Genomic DNA, 17,154 nt, shown 5'->3' on the forward strand with positions numbered 1-17,154 from the left:
GATTTCACCGGGCGACGCGCGGCGCCGCCCGCAGGGAGTGCGCCAGTGATGGCTGATGACACCAACCACCAGTCCGAATTCGAGAACACACCGGAAGCTCCGGCAGATGAGGCGGTCACGCTCGACGTGCCCGACTCCGTCGCCGACGCGGTGATCGAGGGCGGCGACGCCGTCGTCGCCGAGCCCGAGGTCGCGGAGATCGTCGCCGAGGCTGAGGCCGAGGTTGTCGCCGAGGTCGAGGTTGTCGCGGAAATCGAGGCCACCGCCGAGGTTGCCGCGGAAGCCGTCGCCGAGGTCGAAGCCGAGGTCGCGACCGAGGCCGATGCCGAAGCGGTGACCGAGACCGAAGTCGCGCCCGCGGTGGAAGAGCCGGTCGTCGAGGAGAAGCCGCTGACGGCGGCCACCCTCGGCCTGCTGCCGGAGAACTTCGTGTCGGCCGTGTCGACGCAGCTGATGTTCTACGCGCCCGAGCCGCCGCCGGTCACCGAGCGCTCCGGCCCGCTGGAGATCCCCTCCGACGAGCCCGCAGCCTCCAGCACGGCCCGCCGTCGCAACCGCCGCCGTGGTGGCGCAGAAGACCGGGACGCGGCATCCGACGCCCCGCCTGTGCAGCAGCAGCAGCCGCCGCGCCAGCGCGCCGTCGAGCTCATCACCGAGCCGCAGCGCATCAAGGGCTCCACGCGCCTCGAGGCCAAGAAGCAGCGCCGCCGCGACGGTCGTGAGGCCGGACGCCGCCGCACCGTCGTGACCGAGGCCGAGTTCCTCGCGCGCCGTGAGGCCGTCGACCGCGTCATGATCGTGCGCTCCAAGAACGGGCGCATCCAGATCGCCGTGCTCGAAGACAAGGTGCTCGTCGAGCACTACGTCGCGCGCAACCAGGACGCGTCGCTCATCGGCAACGTCTACGTCGGTCGCGTGCAGAACGTGCTGCCCAGCATGGAGGCCGCCTTCGTCGACATCGGTCGCGGTCGCAACGCCGTGCTGTACTCCGGCGAGGTCGACTGGGATGCCGTCGAGACCGGCAACCAGCCGCGTCGCATCGAACTGGCGCTGAAGTCCGGCGACCGCGTGCTCGTGCAGGTCACGAAGGACCCGGTCGGCCACAAGGGCGCCCGTCTGACCAGCCAGATCTCGCTCCCGGGCCGGTACCTCGTGTACGTGCCCGGCGGCGCCATGAACGGCATCTCGCGCAAGCTCCCCGACACCGAGCGGGCGCGCCTCAAGCGCATCCTCAAGGAGGTGCTGCCCGAGTCTTCCGGAGTGATCGTGCGCACCGCCGCCGAGGGCGCGACCGAGGACCAGCTCACGCGCGACGTGCAGCGCCTCACCGCCCAGTGGGAGCACATCAGCCGCCAGATCGAGTCGATCCAGGCGCCCGCGCTGCTGCACTCCGAGCCGGACCTGCTCGTCAAGATCGTCCGCGACGTCTTCAACGAGGACTTCACGAAGATGCTCATCCAGGGCGAGGACGCGCAGCACACGATCGCGAACTACCTCGCCAGTGTCGCTCCCGACCTCCTGGAGCGCGTCGAGAAGTACGAGGGTGAGAACGACCCGTTCGACGAGTTCCGTGTCACGGAGCAGATCGAGAAGGCGCTGGACCGCAAGGTCTGGCTGCCGTCGGGCGGCTCGCTCGTCATCGACCGCACCGAGGCCATGACCGTCGTCGACGTCAACACGGGCAAGTTCGTCGGTTCCGGCGGCAACCTCGAAGAGACGGTCACGAAGAACAACCTCGAGGCCGCCGAGGAGATCGTGCGCCAGCTCCGGCTGCGCGACATCGGCGGGATCATCGTCGTCGACTTCATCGATATGGTGCTCGAATCCAACCGCGACCTCGTGCTGCGTCGTCTGGTCGAATGCCTCAGCCGTGACCGTACGAAGCACCAGGTCGCCGAGGTCACCTCGCTCGGCCTCGTGCAGATGACGCGCAAGAAGCTCGGCCTCGGCCTGCTCGAGACCTTCAGCGAGCCGTGCGACGTGTGCGCCGGCCGTGGCGTCGTCGTGCACCACGATCCCGTCGTCAAGCACCGCTCGGCCGCCGGTGGCGCCCCCAACGGCCGCAGGCCGCGTGCGGGTGCTCCCGTCGCGAACGGCGCCTCCACCGGGACGCACGTGATCACGGAGGGCGTGAAGTCCGCGCTCGCCCAGATCGCCGCCTCGACGATCCACCACGAGGAGCACGCCGTCGCGGATGCCGCGCCCGTGGAGCTCGTCCTCGAGGCTCCGGTCGAGCGTCCCAAGAAGGCGCGCAAGAAGCGTGCCGCGCCGTCGCAGAGCGCGCCGAAGTCCGAGAAGGAACAGCTCCTGGACACGGTGCTCAACGCCCTTCCCGAGCCGAAGGCTCCGGGGCAGGGTCGTGGTCGCCGCCGTGTCAGCACGGCCGCGCTCACCGGCACGCCGATCGCGCACACGCCCGCAGAAGACTGATCCAGAAGCCACTCGCATCCGATCGGATGCGGGTGGCTTCTGCGTGCGTCAGAGCCCGCGTCGCTCGCGTGCGGTCACCCGCAGGCCGGAGGCGATCAGGGAACGCACCAGGGCGTGTCCGTCCACGTGACGGGCTCCGGCGGCCACCAGGCGCGCGTGGGCCTCTTCGGGGACGTCGTAGTGGTCCAGATCGAAGCTGCGGCGGGGGAGTCCGTTGGCCGCCGCGAAATCGTGCAGCTCATCGAGGTTCGCATCGCTGATCAGGTGCGCCCACAGTCGGTCGTGTGCCGGCCACCGCGGGTCGTCGATCAGGATCGCCATAGGCCGATCCTACGCACGACACGGCAGACTCACGGGTCCGCGCTTTTGGAGATAGGCCCCCCTATCCGGTAAAGTATTCCTTTGGTGCGTCGACGACACATTTGCTTCCGCACCGACGTCTTTCCCAGGCACCCGGAGCCGCGCGCTCCCTGAAGAAACAAGGTATGAAGTGGTCTACGCAGTTGTGCGCGCCGGTGGTCGGCAGGAGAAGGTTCAGGTCGGCACTATCGTCGTCCTGGATCGCCAGTCCGCCAAGATCGGCGACAACATCGAACTTCCCGCAGTGCTGCTGGTCGACGGCGATGCCGTCACGACCGACGCCGACAAGCTTGCGAAGGTGACCGTCACCGCCGAGGTCCTCGGCGAAGAGCGCGGCCCGAAGATCATCATCCAGAAGTTCAAGAACAAGACCGGCTACAAGAAGCGCCAGGGGCACCGTCAGGACCTCACGCGCGTCAAGGTCACCGGCATCAAGTAAGCACGGAAGAGACTAGGACATGGCACATAAAAAGGGCGCAAGCTCCACCCGTAATGGTCGTGACTCCAACGCTCAGCGCCTCGGCGTGAAGCGTTTCGGCGGCCAGGTCGTAGGCGCAGGCGAGATCATCGTCCGCCAGCGCGGCACGCACTTCCACCCGGGCGTCAACGTCGGCCGCGGTGGCGACGACACGCTGTTCGCGCTCGCGCCCGGTGCTGTCGAGTTCGGCAACAAGGGCGGCCGCAAGGTCGTCAACATCGTCGTAGCCGCGGAGTAATCCGAGGCTCGCACAGATCTTCAGTGAGGGGGCGGGCTTTGGCCCGCCCCCTTTCATTTTTTGAATCCCGATCAGTGAGGGGAAGCGCATGGTCACATTCGTAGACCGCGTGACGCTACACCTGCGCGCGGGCAAGGGCGGCAATGGCTGCGTCTCGGTCAAGCGCGAGAAGTTCAAGCCGCTCGCGGGGCCCGACGGCGGCAACGGCGGGCACGGCGGCGACGTCATCCTCGTCGCCGACCCGCAGGAGACGACCCTGCTGTCGTACCACCACTCGCCGCACCGCACCGCCAGCAACGGCGGGTTCGGCATGGGCGATCACCGCAACGGTGCGATCGGCGAGACGCTGGAACTGCCCGTTCCGGTGGGAACCGTCGTCAAGGACCCCGCGGGGAACACGCTCGTCGACATGATCGAGCCCGGCATGCGCTTCGTCGCGGCCCAGGGCGGCATCGGCGGACTCGGCAACGCATCTCTCTCCACCCAGAAGCGCAAGGCCCCCGGCTTCGCGCTGCTCGGCACGCCCGGCATGGAGGGCGATGTCCTCCTCGAGCTGAAGACGGTCGCCGATGTAGCGCTGGTGGGCTTCCCGTCCGCCGGCAAGTCGAGCCTCGTGGCGGCCATCTCCGCCGCGCGCCCCAAGATCGCGGACTACCCGTTCACCACGCTGAACCCCAACCTGGGCGTCGTGCAGGCGGGCGACACCCGCTTCACCGTCGCCGACGTCCCCGGTCTCATCGAAGGTGCCAGCGAGGGGAAGGGCCTCGGCCTGGAGTTCCTGCGTCACGTCGAGCGCTGCACGGCGCTCGTGCACGTCCTGGACTGCGCCACGCTCGAGCCCGGGCGCGATCCGCTCACCGACCTGGACGTGATCCTCGCCGAGCTGGCCGCCTACCCGGTGCCGGAGGGACAGATCCCGCTCCTGGAGCGTCCTCAGCTCATCGCCCTGAATAAGGTGGATGTCCCGGAGGCGCAGGACCTGGCCGACCTCGTCCGACCCGAGCTGGAAGCGCGCGGCTACCGCGTCTTCGAGATCTCGACGGTCAGCCATGCCGGTCTGCGTCAGCTCACGTTCGCCCTCGGCGACCTGATCGCGGAGCACCGCATCATGCAGGCCGCGACTCCCGCTCCGGAGCGCATCGTGATCCGCCCGAGAGGCACGCAGAAGGAGTTCAGCATCCGTGTCGAAGGCGGCACGTACGGCGACATCTACCGGATCCTCGGTGAGAAGCCGGTGCGCTGGATGCAGCAGACGGACTTCCAGAACGAAGAGGCCGTGGGCTATCTCGCCGATCGCCTCGACAAGCTCGGAGTCGAAGACGAGCTGTTCCGCGCGGGTGCCGCACCCGGCGCGACGGTCGTCATCGGCGAGGGCGACGGTGTCGTGTTCGACTGGGAGCCGGCGCTGAGCTCCGTCGCGGAGCTGATGACCTCACCGCGCGGCACCGACCCGCGTGTCGTGCCACGTACGCGGCGCACCACCGTCGAGCGCCGCGAGCGCTACCACGAGCTCATGGACGCCAAGGCGGACGCGCGCGCAGAACTGGAAGCCGAGCGGATCGCGGCCGGCGAGGTGCCCACCGAGGAAGAGGGATGACGGCACACACCCGCGCGGAGCTCCGCTCCGCGCGACGTGTGGTCGTGAAGGTCGGCTCCTCCTCGATCAGCGGTGAGAACGCCGCCAAGATCCAGCCGATCGTCGAGGCGCTGGCCGCTGCGCACGCGCGCGGCACGGAGGTGGTGCTGGTCTCCTCCGGTGCCATCGCCACCGGCATGCCGTACCTCGCCCTCGAGTCTCGACCGAGCGACCTCGCGACCCAGCAGGCCGCTGCCGCGGTCGGCCAGAACGTGCTGATCTACCGCTACCAGGACGCACTGCGTCCGTTCCGCATCGTCGCCGGTCAGGTACTGCTCACCGCCGGCGACCTGGAGAACCCGGCGCACCGCTCGAACGCGCGCCGCGCCATGGAGCGACTGCTCGGGCTGCGCATCCTTCCGATCGTCAACGAGAACGACACGGTCGCGACCCACGAGATCCGCTTCGGCGACAACGACCGCCTGGCCGCCTTGGTTGCCGAGCTCATCGGCGCCGACGCGCTCGTGCTGCTCAGCGACATCGAGTCGCTGTACACGCGACCCCCGGACGAGCCGGGAGCGGTGCCCATCGATGAGGTCGCGTTCGGCGATGCCTTGGACGGGTTCGAGTTCGGGTCCGTCGTGGTCAACAGCGTCGGCACCGGGGGAGCGGCCACGAAGGTCTCCGCCGCCCGGGTGGCCGCCGCCGCCGGGATCGGCGTGCTGGTCACCAGCGCAGATCTCGTCGATCAGGCCCTCGGCGGTGACGCCATCGGCACGTGGTTCGCACCGAACCCGGAGGCCACCGCCGTGCCGGTCACGGGACCGATCCGCACCGCGATGAACGCCCCGTTGCCCGCCGATACACTGGGGCGATGACCACGACCGCCACGACGCTGCGCGACCGGATGCTGCTCGCCAAGGACGCGTCGCGCCAGATCGGGCTGCTGTCCGACGTCGACAAGCGCGATCTGCTACGCGAGATCGCCGACGCGATCGAAGCCGCTGCGGCCGAGATCGCCACCGCGAACGAGGAAGACCTCGCGCGGGGTCGCGCCGACGGAATGGCCGAGGGCCTGCAGGACCGGCTCCGCCTGGACCGCACCCGCATTGCGTCGCTCGCGGCCGCGGTGCGCGATGTCGCCGAGCTGCCCGACCCGGTCGGCCGTGTCCTCGAGGAGAAGATCCTCTCCAACGGCGTGCAGCTGCAGAAAGTCTCGGTGCCGTTCGGTGTGGTCGGATCCATTTACGAAGCTCGTCCGAACGTCACGGTCGACATCGCCGCCGTGGCGCTGCGATCCGGCAATGCCGTGATCCTGCGCGGCGGTTCGGCCGCCGAGGCGACGAACCGTGCCCTGGTCTCGGCGATGCGCGGAGCACTGGCCGCGCGCGGCGTCGATCCCGAAGCGGTGCAGACCGTCGACGACTTCGGCCGTGAAGGCGCGCGCCAGCTCATGCAGGCCCGCGGCATCGTCGATGTCCTGGTGCCCCGCGGCAGCGCGCAGCTGATCGAGACCGTCGTGACCGAGTCATCCGTTCCCGTCATCGAGACCGGTGCCGGCGTCGTGCACATCCTGCTCGATGCCACCGCGCCACTGGAATGGTCGCGCGACATCGTGGTCAACGCCAAGACCCAGCGTCCGAGCGTCTGCAACGCGGTCGAGACCGTCCTGGTGCACCGTGAGGCCGCGCCGCGACTGGTCGGTCCCGTCGTCGCCGCCCTTCGCGAGGCCGGAGTCACCGTTCATGGCGACGACGCGGTCCGGGCGCTCGCGTCGGACGTGGTGCCGGCAACCGACGAGGACTGGTCCACCGAGTACCTGAGCCTCGACCTGTCGATGCGCGTCGTCGATGACCTGGATGAGGCGCTCGCGCATATCCGGCAGTACTCCACGCACCACACCGAGTCGATCATCACCGAGGACGCAGGCAACGCCGAGCGGTTCCTCGCGGAGGTCGATTCGGCCGTCGTGATGGCGAACGCATCGACGCGTTTCACCGACGGCGGCGAGTTCGGCTTCGGTGCCGAGGTCGGCATCTCGACCCAGAAGCTGCACGCACGGGGTCCGATGGGCCTGAATGAGCTCACCAGCACCAAGTGGCTTGCGCGCGGCTCGGGACAAGTACGCGCCTGACCGCCTAAACTGAACATGCGCGTCCCTGCGCGCGCCGCTGAACCCGAACGGAGTCCCTGATGACCCTCGCCTCGCTCGTCGCCCTTGCCGCTGCAGAGTCTGAGCACCACGGCAATGTCGCGCTAGAGACGGTCGGCTACGGCATCGTCGCCATCATCTTCTTCGCCGCGCTCGGACTCGTGACCTTGTCGTACCGGAACGTGGCGAACCGCCACGCCAGCAAGGCGGAGGCCTACGCACGAGCGCACGCCAACGACATCCCTGAAGCGGGGCACGGCCACTAGGTCTAACCGAATGACGGCGGCGCGCACCCCGAGGATCGGGGTCATGGGTGGGACGTTCGATCCCATTCATCATGGGCACTTGGTCGCCGCCAGCGAGGTCGCGCAGTCCTTCGATCTCGACGAGGTCGTGTTCGTGCCGACCGGGATGCCGTGGCAGAAGGAGGTCGTCACCTCCAGTGAGCACCGCTACCTGATGTCCGTGATCGCCACCGCATCCAACCCGCGATTCACCGTCAGCCGCGTCGACATCGATCGAGCCGGCACCACCTACACGATCGACACCCTGCGCGATCTGAAGGCGGCGCGGCCGGACGCGGAGCTGTTCTTCATCACGGGCGCAGACGCCATAGCGCAAATTCTCAGTTGGAGGGACCATGATGAACTGTGGGACCTCGCCCATTTCGTCGCAGTCTCCCGGCCCGGACATGTGCTCAGCACTGACGGGCTCCCCGGGGAGAAGGTGAGTCAGCTCGAGATCCCCGCCCTCTCCATCTCATCGACGGACTGCCGAGAGCGGGTCCACCACGGGAATCCCGTGTGGTACCTCGTTCCCGACGGGGTCGTCCAATACATCGCGAAGCACCACCTATACCGGAGCAAGGAATGACAACACCCGAGCAGCCGGACAACAACCAGCTCACCCGCAAGCAGATGCGGGAGATTCGCAATACTGCGTCGACCCCGATCATCACGGCGGAACAGGCGCAGGCTGCACAGCCGGCACACCAGACCACCGAACCCGACGTCGAGCCCGAAGAGGCGCCTGCCGAAGAGGCGCCGATCGAGGTTCCCGCCCCGATCGTCTCCGCCGTTCCCTTGGCACGCGCCGCCGTGCCGGTCGATGTCGCACCCGCGCCCGCCGCGGACGACTCGGTCGACCTCGGCGTGAACCCGCTGACCCGCCGTCAGGCGCGCCAGCAGGAGCGCATCCGCACGGCGTCCGTTCCGGTGATCACGCCGGATGTGGCGGCCGCGCACTCTGCGCCCGTATCCGCGCGTCCCGTCGACGAGGCGCCCGCGCCGGTCGACGATGCTCACGCGCCGGTCGAGAACGACACCCAGACGGATGCCGCAGACATCGACGTGACGGTGGATGCGACGGCTGCAGAAGCCGAAGCAGCGTCGGACATCGAGACCGAGACGGACGACGACACCGACACCGAGTCGCAGGACGACCTGTTCGCCGCGACCGAGGCGGACGAAGCGGCCGAGGCCGAGGCATCCGCTCGCCCCGTCGTGAACCCGGGCTTCGGTTCGGGGCTGCTCGCGGGTGACCCCGCGGCGCTGTCCCTGCCGCCGTCGTTCGACGAGCTGATCGCTCGCGAGACCTCGACCGAGGGCTCGAGCGCGACTCCGAACGCGCTGATCCTGGCGCAGACGCCCGACGGTGTGATGATGGGCCCGGTCACGGCGACCGGCGAAGTCCTCATCACCGGCACGATGTCGCTGCCCGACGGGATCGGTTCGCAGGGCCACGCGCACGGCGCCGCCGACGGCAAAGAGGCGGACGCGGTCCTCGTGGACGGCGAACTGCCCGCGCACTCGTCCCCGACTCCCATTGCGGCCAGTGCCGCTATTTCCACGGTGAAGACGACGGGCGAGATCATTCGTCCGCCGGTTCCCGAAAAGGGCGGCAAGCTCATGCTGTCGCTCGCGATCACGGCCGGCGTACTCGCGCTGGCTCTCGTCGGCGTTCTGATCCTCGCCTTCGTTACAGGGGTGTTTTGATGACTGCAACCGACAACTCGCGCGACATGCTGGCAATCGCCGCTCTCGCGGCCGACGCGAAGGGCGGCGAGGACCTGATGGCTCTCGACGTCTCGGAGCCGCTGCCACTGGTCGATATCTTCATGCTGGTGACGGGGCGCAACGAGCGCAACGTGGCCGCCATCGCGGACGAGATCGAAGACAAGCTGCTCGAGGCGGGCCACAAGCGCCTGCGTCGCGAGGGCCGCAAGGAATCCCGCTGGATCCTGCTGGACTTCGGCGACCTCGTCGTGCACGTGTTCCACGAGCAGGAGCGCATCTTCTACGGCCTCGAGCGCCTTTGGAAGGACTGCCCGCTCATCGCGATCGACCTGCCGACGCCTGTCGCCGCGGCCGACTGACACCTCACTGCAGGCAGAATTCGTTGCCCTCAGGGTCGCGCATCTGCCAGTAGCGCTCCGACCACGGGCCCCACGTCTGCTCTACCAGTCGCACGACCTCCGCACCGAGGGCGACCAGCCGATCCTTCTCGGCATCCAGCACCTCCGCCGACGTTCCGGCTGCGCCGGCGCCGGGGGAGACCGACACATCCAGGTGCAGTCGATTGCGCCCGGCCTTGGGTCCGTCAGCGTGGTGGAAGAACAGTCGCGGGCCTTTGCCCTCGGGGTCTTCGGCGAGCCCGCGGGTGGCGAGATCGTCTTCGGTGAGCCCGGAGTCGAGCAGCTGCTGTTTGAGCGGCCCCTCCCAGTCCATGTGCGGATACCCGAACACATCCGACCAGAAGTGCGACAGGGCGCGAGGGTTGTCGGCATAGAACACGATGTTGCCCAGTGAAGTCATGATCTCCTCCTAGAGTCGTGGTCTGATCGTACGAAATCGGTCCGACATCGCCGCCGTGGTTCGAGTCATGGCTCAGGATGTAGTAATCTAGTCGAGTTGCCTCACGCAGTACGGGGCAAGAGTTTGGGCCTGTGGCGCAGTTGGTAGCGCACCTGCATGGCATGCAGGGGGTCAGGGGTTCGAATCCCCTCAGGTCCACCAGAAACCCCCGGTTCGCCGGGGGTTTTTCGTTTCCCGCCGACGGTGACGGTAGGCGCGCAACGCCCGTGGATAAACGAGGGAATTGCACCAGCTGTTGGGCTTTAGCGGCGCGCTCCCTCACGGAACATCGGGGGAGTCCACCGCTTCTGTGGTGTTGTCCCCGCTGAGGGATCCCTCGTGCGCGGCGCGTGTCCAACCGCGCCCTGCGGTGAGCTGCGTGCACTGTGCCGGGCGGCGGGGCGGGTGTACGTTGCAACCGTGGATGGATCGCCCTCCGCATCAAACTTGAACCCCGAGTCATTTGAACGCATGACACCGTTGCGCGATGCCGGCACGGGCACAGGACAGCAAGAACCCAGGAGATCTCAGTTCGCGGAGTTCCGAACTCCATCGAAACGAGGACGGCGGTATCGCCCAAGCACTGCAACGGTGGCCAATTGCCGAGCAATTGTTGATGAGGCCTAGCGAAGGAGACGACTTGTCCGACGTCCCTGACGGAGCGCAGTTGATCGGCCTGATCGATGACGCCGTCGATCTCGTGGCGGCGGCGCGAGCCACCGGCGATCGTGTGTCCCTTGCGACGGCGATCCACAACCTCGAAGTCGCACGGCGTACAGCGCCGGGCGTGTTGATGGATACGGTGCTCGTGAATCTCGGGATGGCGTTGAACACCAGGTTTGAGATGGATGGAAATATCGCCGACCTGTCCGAGGCCGTCGTGGTCTCTCGCGACGCTGTCAAACTCACACCGGTCGCGGACCCTCGCCGCGCCGGTCGCGTCTCGAATCTTGGCGTGGCTCTCAAGTGGCGCTACGAATTCGGGGGAGGCGAGCTGGCAGACCTGCAGGAGTCGATCGCCTGTCAGCGAGAAGCGGCTGAACTCACAGCCCAGAAAGATCCCGAACGCTCGAAGTTCGCCACGAATCTTGCCAACACTCTACTCATGCGATTTGGGCACACGGCGGCCGCCCCCGATCTCGATGAGTCCATCGGCTGGTTTGAGGCGGCGCTGGCCGCAACACCAGTGACTCACCCACGTCTCGCGCGGCGGCGCGCGAACCTGGCTAATGCGCTGAGCTCACGGTACGACCTCCTCGGTGCCCGCACGGATCTCGATGCCGCTGTCTCCCTTCTTCAGCAGGCGGTTGCGGCGACGGCTCCGAACGATCCTGCGCTCGCGGCCGACCTGTCCAACTTGGGCAACGCATTCTTGTCTGATTACGAGCGGACAGGAAGCTATGCGAGCCTCGACACGGCGGTCCTTCACCTAGAAGGATCAATTGCAAGGACAGCGCGCAACGATCCGCAACTGCCGCATCGTCTTTCGAATCTCGCCTCAGCTCTCAGTGCCCGTGGCAGTTTGACTTCGTCCCTCGCTGACTTCGACGCGGCGATCTCAGCGACCGATCGAGCGCTGGGCTCGCTGACCGACGATCAGCCGGCTTTTGCGCGCGTGTTTTTCAACTTTGGGTCGCTTCTCAGGTCGCGTTTCAGCGTCAGCGGCGACCTCATAGACCTAGACGCCGCGATCGAGTACATGCATGCGGCCATCAGCGCCCTGCCGCCCGCCGCGCCATTACTCTGCGTTGTTCGGACAACGTTGGGGAAGGCGATCGAGGACCGCGCCGAGATCACTGGATCCCAAACTGATCTGGGCTCAGCACTGACGGAGTATCTGGCAGCCATGCGGGTGGATACGGCGGCCCCGATGGATCGGTGTGTCGCAGCGATGAGGGCGGCCGCCCTGTCGACCGCCCAGGATGCCTCCGCCTGCTATGCGGAGGCCATCACGCTCCTCCCTTCCGTCCTCCAGCCCTGGCTCGATCGAACCGACACACTGGCGCGCGTCGCGGCGCTCAGCGGACTCGGCATGAATGCCGCCGCGGCGTACCTCGCGACTGACCAGCCGCGACAGGCGCTGTCGGCTGTGGAGCACGGACGGGCTCTCACCCTCAGCGGGCTCATTCAGCTTCGTGGTGACTTCGACAAGCTCCAAACTGCACATCCAGAGACGGCAGATCGCCTGAGTGCGCTGCTGAAGGTGCTGAATGCTCCGCGAAAACTACGCGCCGCAGACGCTGCACGGGACCTCTCGGCACAGGAGAACAGTCGACGCCGTGAGGCGCAATCCCAACTCACGCCTGTCCTCGAGCGGATCCGAACTCAGCCAGGTTTTGAGCAGTTCTTCTTGCCTCCCGACCCTGACCAACTGGTCGCAGGTGGGCGGGAGGGGCCGATCGTAGTCGTGAATGTCGCGCGCACGCGTTGTGACGCACTCGTGGTCAATGACGGCGATGTGGACGTGGTCGAGCTCAAGGACCTCACAGCTGCTGACTGTGCAGACGCGGCCATGGCCCTGCTCAGTGCTACCGATCAGCTATTTGCCCCAGATGTACCCGATAAGGCGTTCGCCGCGGCAGAGGCAGACCTCATCCGCCTACTTGCTTGGGCGTGGGACCGGATCGCCGATCCCGTTCTGACACACCTCGGGTTCTCTGCACCGAGATCGGATAGCGAGTATGGCGCCTGGCCTCGCATCTGGTGGGTTCCGACCGGTCCCCTCACGGTCTTCCCGATGCATGCGGCCGGGTATCACTCTGCCAGTAATGCCGGGGAGCCGGCGCGCGAGCGGACGGTAATGGATCGTGTCGTCTCAAGCACTGTGCCTTCGATCAGTGCGCTCCTTCACGCTCGGACGCGGCCTCTCGCCGACCTTCAACCGCGCGCTCTTCTGCTGGCGATGCCGACCACCCCTGGGCTCCCCGAACTCGAAAGTGTGATTGACGAAGTGGAGCGTGTGGCACGGCTGATCCCACGCGCAGACGTCACGATGATTGGGGTCGATCCATCTCAGCAAACCGGCGAGCCTTCGCGGCGAACCGTGCTCGGGCTACTCCCGACGCACGCGTGGACGCACTTCGCGTGTCACGGCGAGGCGAACCCCACCGACCCGGCAAAGTCAAACCTCGTCCTCGCCGATCACCAGAGTGACCCGCTGACGGTCGAGGACATCGTCGGGCTGAAACTGGAGCAGGCACAACTCGCATACTTCTCCGCGTGCACTACCGCGCGCCCGGGTCGCAAGGTGCTCGATGAACCCGTCCACTTCGCTGCGGCGGCCCTTCTCGCTGGTTATCGGCACGCCATCGGCACATTGTGGCCGATCCCCGATCGTCCCCATTCTGCCGAGACTATTTACCGGATCCTGTCCTCGGATGGATTCGACTGGACGGCGGCCTCAGCTGCAGTTGCGGTTCACACTGCAGTGCATGGAGAGCGCCGAGCCTTCCCAGACCAACCCCAATATTGGGCTGCACTCCTGCATCAAGGCCCGTAGGGACAGACGGAACGATCCTGCGGGCGCGAAAACCACCACGGGACGGGCGGCGCGGCCATCAGAGCACGCCGGTGCTGACCGTTCCCCGCTTGCGGCTCGGTGCCAACCCCGACATCGCGCAACATCGGTGCGCTCTCATCACCTGATGGACGACCGCCCTCTGGCGCGGGTGCGGTGTGGATGCTATTTGTATTCCATGTCACGCATCATCGGTGTGCACGGAATGGGCGCGCAACAGGTCGGCAGCGACCAGCTATCAGCGGACTGGCGACTCGCGCTCAGGGGGGGACTGCGAAAGGCAAAGAGGCCCGACCTCGCAGACGGGCTGAGCGACAACGACGTTCGCGTCGTCCACTATGGAGATCTCTTCTTCGACCCGAACTCGATGGGCGACACACCGTCGGTTTCTGACCTGACAGAGGCGGATCGTGAGATGTTGCGGCGGCTGTATGAGGCGGCGCTAGAACGTGATCCCGGGCTGGGTGCGTCGGAAGGCGGAATGGGCGCGGTGGGGTTTCCCCCGATCAACGCGATTCTTCGGAAGCTCGTATCATCCCGATTCTTCGGAGGAGTGACTCAGCGGCTGTTCATGGGGAACTTGCGGCAGGTGAATAGATTCCTTGACGACCCTGCGCTCAAGAGCCGCGTCTTTGATCGAATGGACGAGCTGGTTACGATTGGCACCCGCGTCATCATTGGTCACTCGCTCGGCTCGATCGTCGCGTATGAGTACCTATGTGCCCGTCCCCTGGAAACCCCCGTAAAGTTCCTGACGATTGGGTCGCCGCTTGGTATGCGGAACGTGATCTTTGACAGGCTCACCCCAGCACCGAGGAACGGCAAAGGGACATGGCCCTCGGGGGTCAGTTCCTGGACCAACGTGGCGGATACGGATGACATAGTTGCGCTCGAACAGAAACTCTCAGGACGATTCCCCCACCCACCCGGCCTCGACAAGATCGACGACCGTCTTGTCAACAATGAGGATGAACCCCACAGTGCCGAGAGGTATCTGGTGAAGACAGTCGTCGGTGAGTCGCTCGCCAAGGCCTTGTGACAGCCCGGGACGCAGGTGGAGGGAGCAGCCGGCGGTTCGTCGTCGCTGGCACCTCGACGTATGCGGATACGTCTTGGCCACAGCTCAACGGCGTTGCAGAGTCGATCGACATAGTCGCCGACGCATTGGGGCGGCTTGGACTCCGTCCGGACGGTGGCAAGGGGGCTCCGGGCGGACGAGTTCTGAACGCCAAGATCGGCGCACTGCTCCGGCGAATCGAGCATGCGGCGCGGAGTGCCGACGTCGTCGCGCTGTACTTCACCGGGCACGGACACAGTGCCAGTCGGATCGGCTACCGGCTTGTTCTCACGAACTCGACTCGCAAAGATCTCGCAAATACCGCGCTCGCCCCCAGAGACCTCCTGGACAAGTTGGTGCGAGTCGATGAGTATGGCGATCCTGTCGATAAGCAGCCCCAAATCCTCTGCGTCATCGACGCGTGCTACGGCGGCCATGGTGCCCTCGAGGCGCTGCGATCATCGCTTCAAGGCGTGGGATTGGACACCGTTTGGTTCTTGGCATCCGCGGCCCCGGACGACGAGGCCCTGGATGGGCGATTTGCTGAGGCGTTCGCGAAGGCCCTGGCGGGCGTGCTCGATCGCCCTCGTGCTGGCCCCTCGCAGGAATACATCGAACCGGTGGAGCTGAGAAACGCAATCAATAACATCCTTGATGCCGGCGGAGTGCAGCAGCGCGCGCACCTCTGGCCGGCTACGGCCGGTGCCGATCAGACGCCCCCGTTCATCCCCAACTCGCAATACCAGCCGCCGAATGATCCGACGGCCGTGGATGACTCACGGAGGAGGCTTAGAACCCGTCATGCTGCGGAGAGCATCTGGTCGTGGACGGCGGAGAGCAACGAGGGAGTACGGATGCGGATGATCGTTGACGAGCTGGTTCCGCCAGCGACCCCCTCGCGAAGCCTCGTCAGCGCGTTGGCATGGGCCAAAGGCGACGGGCTGCCCTGGGGCGCGGTTTGGGTGCCCGTCGCGAAGGCGATCGCCCGAACGGTCGGGATCGAGGAGAGCACTGTGTCGGCAATCACCGACGAGGCTGTGCGGCGACTGCTCCGTGATGCGCGCGAGTTGATCGTCGAAGGGATAGGACCCGGTGATCTGTCGGTCTTTAGGCTCACTCACCCCTCGATGTCCGCGTTGATCCGAGATGATGCTCCGGCGCGGTTCACACATTCCCGCAGCGCGGCCTCCGATGTGGAGTCGGCGATAGCTCATGCGCTCATAGCGACAGTTGGCGAAGACAACAATCAGATCGACTGGCCCAATGCTCACCCATATGTGATGAAGTACCTGCTGACGCACGTTGAGCTGGCCAGTGACGCGTCGACGCTGACCCGCGAACTCCGCGACGGCGGATTTCCGGGCCCGTTTCCGGGAGTTGTTTAGTAACACAGCCACGAAGTGCGCCAAGCTCGGCTCCGACCGTTCGGCCGCGAACCGTGGGCGGTCTGGTCGGCCTCAACCGCGCGCGCGTCAAAAAGTGACGTGGGGGATGTGTGAACAACGGTGTGAACAAATGAGGAGGTGGAGTGCAGCCGTAGAGCAGTGCTTGAGAACTCGGCACCCGCGTGATTTCAGGGGAGTGCAGGGCGCCCGAGATCGAGTGCAGGCGTTGGGGTCAGGGGTTCGAATCCCCTCAGGACCACCGAAGGCCTCCGGTTCGCCGGGGGGTTTCGTTTTCCTCCGGCGGTGACGATCCGGTGCTTCGGATCACTTCGGCCCCAAATCGACGCCATCTGCAGGTCTGGGACCCCGGCCGCGCCGGATCAACACCAGGATCGTGATGGCCACGACCACGACGAGAGCACCGAGCCAGATCCACAAGGACGTGCGGAGGCCGACGAGCGACCACTGAGTGATCTGGCAGACAGACATTCCGCTCGAGGTTGCAACCGCACACCAGCCGTCCTCGTGCACCGGTGCGAGCAGGAGTGAGACGACGACCACAGCAAGAACTCCAAGCCAGATCACCCCGGCAGCCGAGGGGCGACGAGTGGGCACGGTGACCGCCAATCAGCTACTTGAGTGCTCGGGTGTTCAGCTCGAAGAGTTGCACGGCCCCAGCCTAGGGTCGAGGCGGGCGGCGAAAGGAGAGGACCTGTCATGACGGCAGTAGCCGAACGATGGTGGTTCGCCTTCCTGTTGTGGGCCTCACTCGGTCTGGTGTTTCTCCTCGGTGGCATCATTCTGGTGTGGTTCGCGATGGCGCACATCGATTGCGCCGGTTGCACGACCCGACCAAAAGACACCGCCCTCACCATGTACTTCGTCGCGGGGCTGGGAATCATCCTCGTCACCGCGATCGTGGCCGCGGCAACGACCGATCGAATCCCTGCTCGCCGCGTGCTGATCCCCGGGCTCGGCCTCCTTCTCCTCACTCTGGCGATCTGTTTCGTGATTCTCCTCAGTTCCCTCCCCGGCTGACCGACGCGATTGCCTGACCCTCAGGCGCGCCGAATGCCCCCATCTCTGGACCTGAACAGCCCTGGCCGGAA

16 protein-coding genes and 1 tRNA gene are annotated in these 17,154 nt (G+C 66.3%); 15 read left to right on the forward strand and 2 right to left on the reverse strand.

Features of this window, described 5'->3' with window-relative positions:
• Positions 1 to 48 precede the first annotated feature (48 nt).
• The gene (locus ASD65_RS01780) at positions 49 to 2,430 is read left to right on the forward strand and encodes an Rne/Rng family ribonuclease (protein ID WP_056217603.1); all 2,382 of its coding nucleotides are present in this window, start codon (positions 49 to 51) and stop codon (positions 2,428 to 2,430) included.
• A gap of 48 nt (positions 2,431 to 2,478) precedes the next feature.
• On the opposite strand, the gene ASD65_RS01785 is transcribed toward ASD65_RS01780, so the two are convergent.
• Positions 2,479 to 2,751 (reverse strand): DUF4031 domain-containing protein, encoded by a 273-nt coding sequence (locus tag ASD65_RS01785; RefSeq protein WP_056217605.1) that lies wholly within the window; start codon positions 2,749 to 2,751, stop codon positions 2,479 to 2,481.
• 169 nt (positions 2,752 to 2,920) lie between these two features.
• Between ASD65_RS01785 and rplU the strand changes: the two genes are divergently transcribed.
• The 9 genes from rplU (at position 2,921) to rsfS (ending at position 9,608) form a co-directional block, all read left to right on the forward strand.
• Positions 2,921 to 3,229 (forward strand): 50S ribosomal protein L21, encoded by a 309-nt coding sequence (gene rplU, locus ASD65_RS01790; RefSeq protein ID WP_056217608.1) that lies wholly within the window; start codon positions 2,921 to 2,923, stop codon positions 3,227 to 3,229.
• A gap of 19 nt (positions 3,230 to 3,248) precedes the next feature.
• On the forward strand, positions 3,249 to 3,506 hold the full coding sequence (gene rpmA / locus ASD65_RS01795; RefSeq protein WP_056217609.1) for a 50S ribosomal protein L27: 258 nt from the start codon (positions 3,249 to 3,251) through the stop codon (positions 3,504 to 3,506).
• A gap of 88 nt (positions 3,507 to 3,594) precedes the next feature.
• On the forward strand, positions 3,595 to 5,103 hold the full coding sequence (gene obgE / locus ASD65_RS01800; protein ID WP_056217613.1) for a GTPase ObgE: 1,509 nt from the start codon (positions 3,595 to 3,597) through the stop codon (positions 5,101 to 5,103).
• Entirely contained in the window at positions 5,100 to 5,960 is an 861-nt protein-coding gene (gene proB / locus ASD65_RS01805; RefSeq protein ID WP_056217616.1) for a glutamate 5-kinase, read from the forward strand. Before obgE ends, proB begins: the two co-directional genes overlap by 4 nt.
• A complete protein-coding gene (locus ASD65_RS01810; protein WP_056217619.1) occupies positions 5,957 to 7,216 on the forward strand; it encodes a glutamate-5-semialdehyde dehydrogenase in 1,260 nt (419 codons plus the stop codon). Before proB ends, ASD65_RS01810 begins: the two co-directional genes overlap by 4 nt.
• Positions 7,217 to 7,275: 59 nt before the next feature.
• Positions 7,276 to 7,500 carry a hypothetical protein gene (locus tag ASD65_RS01815; RefSeq protein ID WP_056217621.1) on the forward strand — a complete coding sequence of 75 codons (225 nt, stop codon included), beginning with the start codon at positions 7,276 to 7,278 and terminating at the stop codon, positions 7,498 to 7,500.
• Between the two features lie 10 nt (positions 7,501 to 7,510).
• Positions 7,511 to 8,107: a nicotinate-nucleotide adenylyltransferase gene (nadD, locus tag ASD65_RS01820; protein WP_056217623.1), complete on the forward strand. Its 597-nt coding sequence runs from the start codon at positions 7,511 to 7,513 to the stop codon at positions 8,105 to 8,107.
• Positions 8,104 to 9,228 (forward strand): hypothetical protein, encoded by a 1,125-nt coding sequence (locus tag ASD65_RS01825; RefSeq protein ID WP_056217625.1) that lies wholly within the window; start codon positions 8,104 to 8,106, stop codon positions 9,226 to 9,228. Before nadD ends, ASD65_RS01825 begins: the two co-directional genes overlap by 4 nt.
• Positions 9,228 to 9,608 carry a ribosome silencing factor gene (rsfS, locus tag ASD65_RS01830; RefSeq protein ID WP_056217627.1) on the forward strand — a complete coding sequence of 127 codons (381 nt, stop codon included), beginning with the start codon at positions 9,228 to 9,230 and terminating at the stop codon, positions 9,606 to 9,608. Before ASD65_RS01825 ends, rsfS begins: the two co-directional genes overlap by 1 nt.
• Positions 9,609 to 9,612: 4 nt before the next feature.
• Here the strand turns inward: rsfS and ASD65_RS01835 are convergent, their stop codons facing one another.
• Positions 9,613 to 10,047, reverse strand: coding sequence for a VOC family protein (locus ASD65_RS01835; protein ID WP_056217630.1), 435 nt, complete (start codon positions 10,045 to 10,047; stop codon positions 9,613 to 9,615).
• 125 nt (positions 10,048 to 10,172) lie between these two features.
• Between ASD65_RS01835 and ASD65_RS01840 the strand changes: the two genes are divergently transcribed.
• The 5 genes from ASD65_RS01840 to ASD65_RS01865 all read left to right on the forward strand — a co-directional run bounded on the left by ASD65_RS01840 (position 10,173) and on the right by ASD65_RS01865 (position 17,083).
• Positions 10,173 to 10,248 (forward strand) — tRNA-Ala (locus ASD65_RS01840).
• 325 nt (positions 10,249 to 10,573) lie between these two features.
• The gene (locus tag ASD65_RS01845; protein ID WP_082561533.1) at positions 10,574 to 13,585 is read left to right on the forward strand and encodes a CHAT domain-containing protein; all 3,012 of its coding nucleotides are present in this window, start codon (positions 10,574 to 10,576) and stop codon (positions 13,583 to 13,585) included.
• A gap of 196 nt (positions 13,586 to 13,781) precedes the next feature.
• Positions 13,782 to 14,642 carry a hypothetical protein gene (locus tag ASD65_RS01850; RefSeq protein ID WP_056217636.1) on the forward strand — a complete coding sequence of 287 codons (861 nt, stop codon included), beginning with the start codon at positions 13,782 to 13,784 and terminating at the stop codon, positions 14,640 to 14,642.
• A complete protein-coding gene (locus tag ASD65_RS01855; RefSeq protein ID WP_056217639.1) occupies positions 14,639 to 16,045 on the forward strand; it encodes a caspase family protein in 1,407 nt (468 codons plus the stop codon). The genes ASD65_RS01850 and ASD65_RS01855 overlap by 4 nt, the downstream gene beginning before the upstream one ends.
• Before the next feature lie 717 nt (positions 16,046 to 16,762).
• Positions 16,763 to 17,083 (forward strand): hypothetical protein, encoded by a 321-nt coding sequence (locus tag ASD65_RS01865; protein ID WP_056217644.1) that lies wholly within the window; start codon positions 16,763 to 16,765, stop codon positions 17,081 to 17,083.
• Positions 17,084 to 17,154: the final 71 nt, after the last annotated feature.

The sequence above is a fragment of the Microbacterium sp. Root61 genome, from assembly GCF_001427525.1.
Taxonomy (GTDB): Bacteria; Actinomycetota; Actinomycetes; order Actinomycetales; family Microbacteriaceae; genus Microbacterium.

Excerpts from the sequence above, each read along its gene's own strand:
- ASD65_RS01780 (WP_056217603.1), top strand. The coding sequence starts at position 49 with ATGGCTGATGACACCAACCACCAGTCCGAATTCGAGAACACACCGGAA.
- ASD65_RS01785 (WP_056217605.1), bottom strand. The coding sequence starts at position 2,751 with ATGGCGATCCTGATCGACGACCCGCGGTGGCCGGCACACGACCGACTG.
- rpmA (WP_056217609.1), top strand. The coding sequence starts at position 3,249 with ATGGCACATAAAAAGGGCGCAAGCTCCACCCGTAATGGTCGTGACTCC.
- obgE (WP_056217613.1), top strand. The coding sequence starts at position 3,595 with ATGGTCACATTCGTAGACCGCGTGACGCTACACCTGCGCGCGGGCAAG.
- proB (WP_056217616.1), top strand. The coding sequence starts at position 5,100 with ATGACGGCACACACCCGCGCGGAGCTCCGCTCCGCGCGACGTGTGGTC.
- ASD65_RS01810 (WP_056217619.1), top strand. The coding sequence starts at position 5,957 with ATGACCACGACCGCCACGACGCTGCGCGACCGGATGCTGCTCGCCAAG.
- ASD65_RS01815 (WP_056217621.1), top strand. The coding sequence starts at position 7,276 with ATGACCCTCGCCTCGCTCGTCGCCCTTGCCGCTGCAGAGTCTGAGCAC.
- nadD (WP_056217623.1), top strand. The coding sequence starts at position 7,511 with ATGACGGCGGCGCGCACCCCGAGGATCGGGGTCATGGGTGGGACGTTC.
- ASD65_RS01825 (WP_056217625.1), top strand. The coding sequence starts at position 8,104 with ATGACAACACCCGAGCAGCCGGACAACAACCAGCTCACCCGCAAGCAG.
- rsfS (WP_056217627.1), top strand. The coding sequence starts at position 9,228 with ATGACTGCAACCGACAACTCGCGCGACATGCTGGCAATCGCCGCTCTC.
- ASD65_RS01835 (WP_056217630.1), bottom strand. The coding sequence starts at position 10,047 with ATGACTTCACTGGGCAACATCGTGTTCTATGCCGACAACCCTCGCGCC.
- ASD65_RS01845 (WP_082561533.1), top strand. The coding sequence starts at position 10,574 with ATGCCGGCACGGGCACAGGACAGCAAGAACCCAGGAGATCTCAGTTCG.
- ASD65_RS01850 (WP_056217636.1), top strand. The coding sequence starts at position 13,782 with ATGTCACGCATCATCGGTGTGCACGGAATGGGCGCGCAACAGGTCGGC.
- ASD65_RS01865 (WP_056217644.1), top strand. The coding sequence starts at position 16,763 with ATGACGGCAGTAGCCGAACGATGGTGGTTCGCCTTCCTGTTGTGGGCC.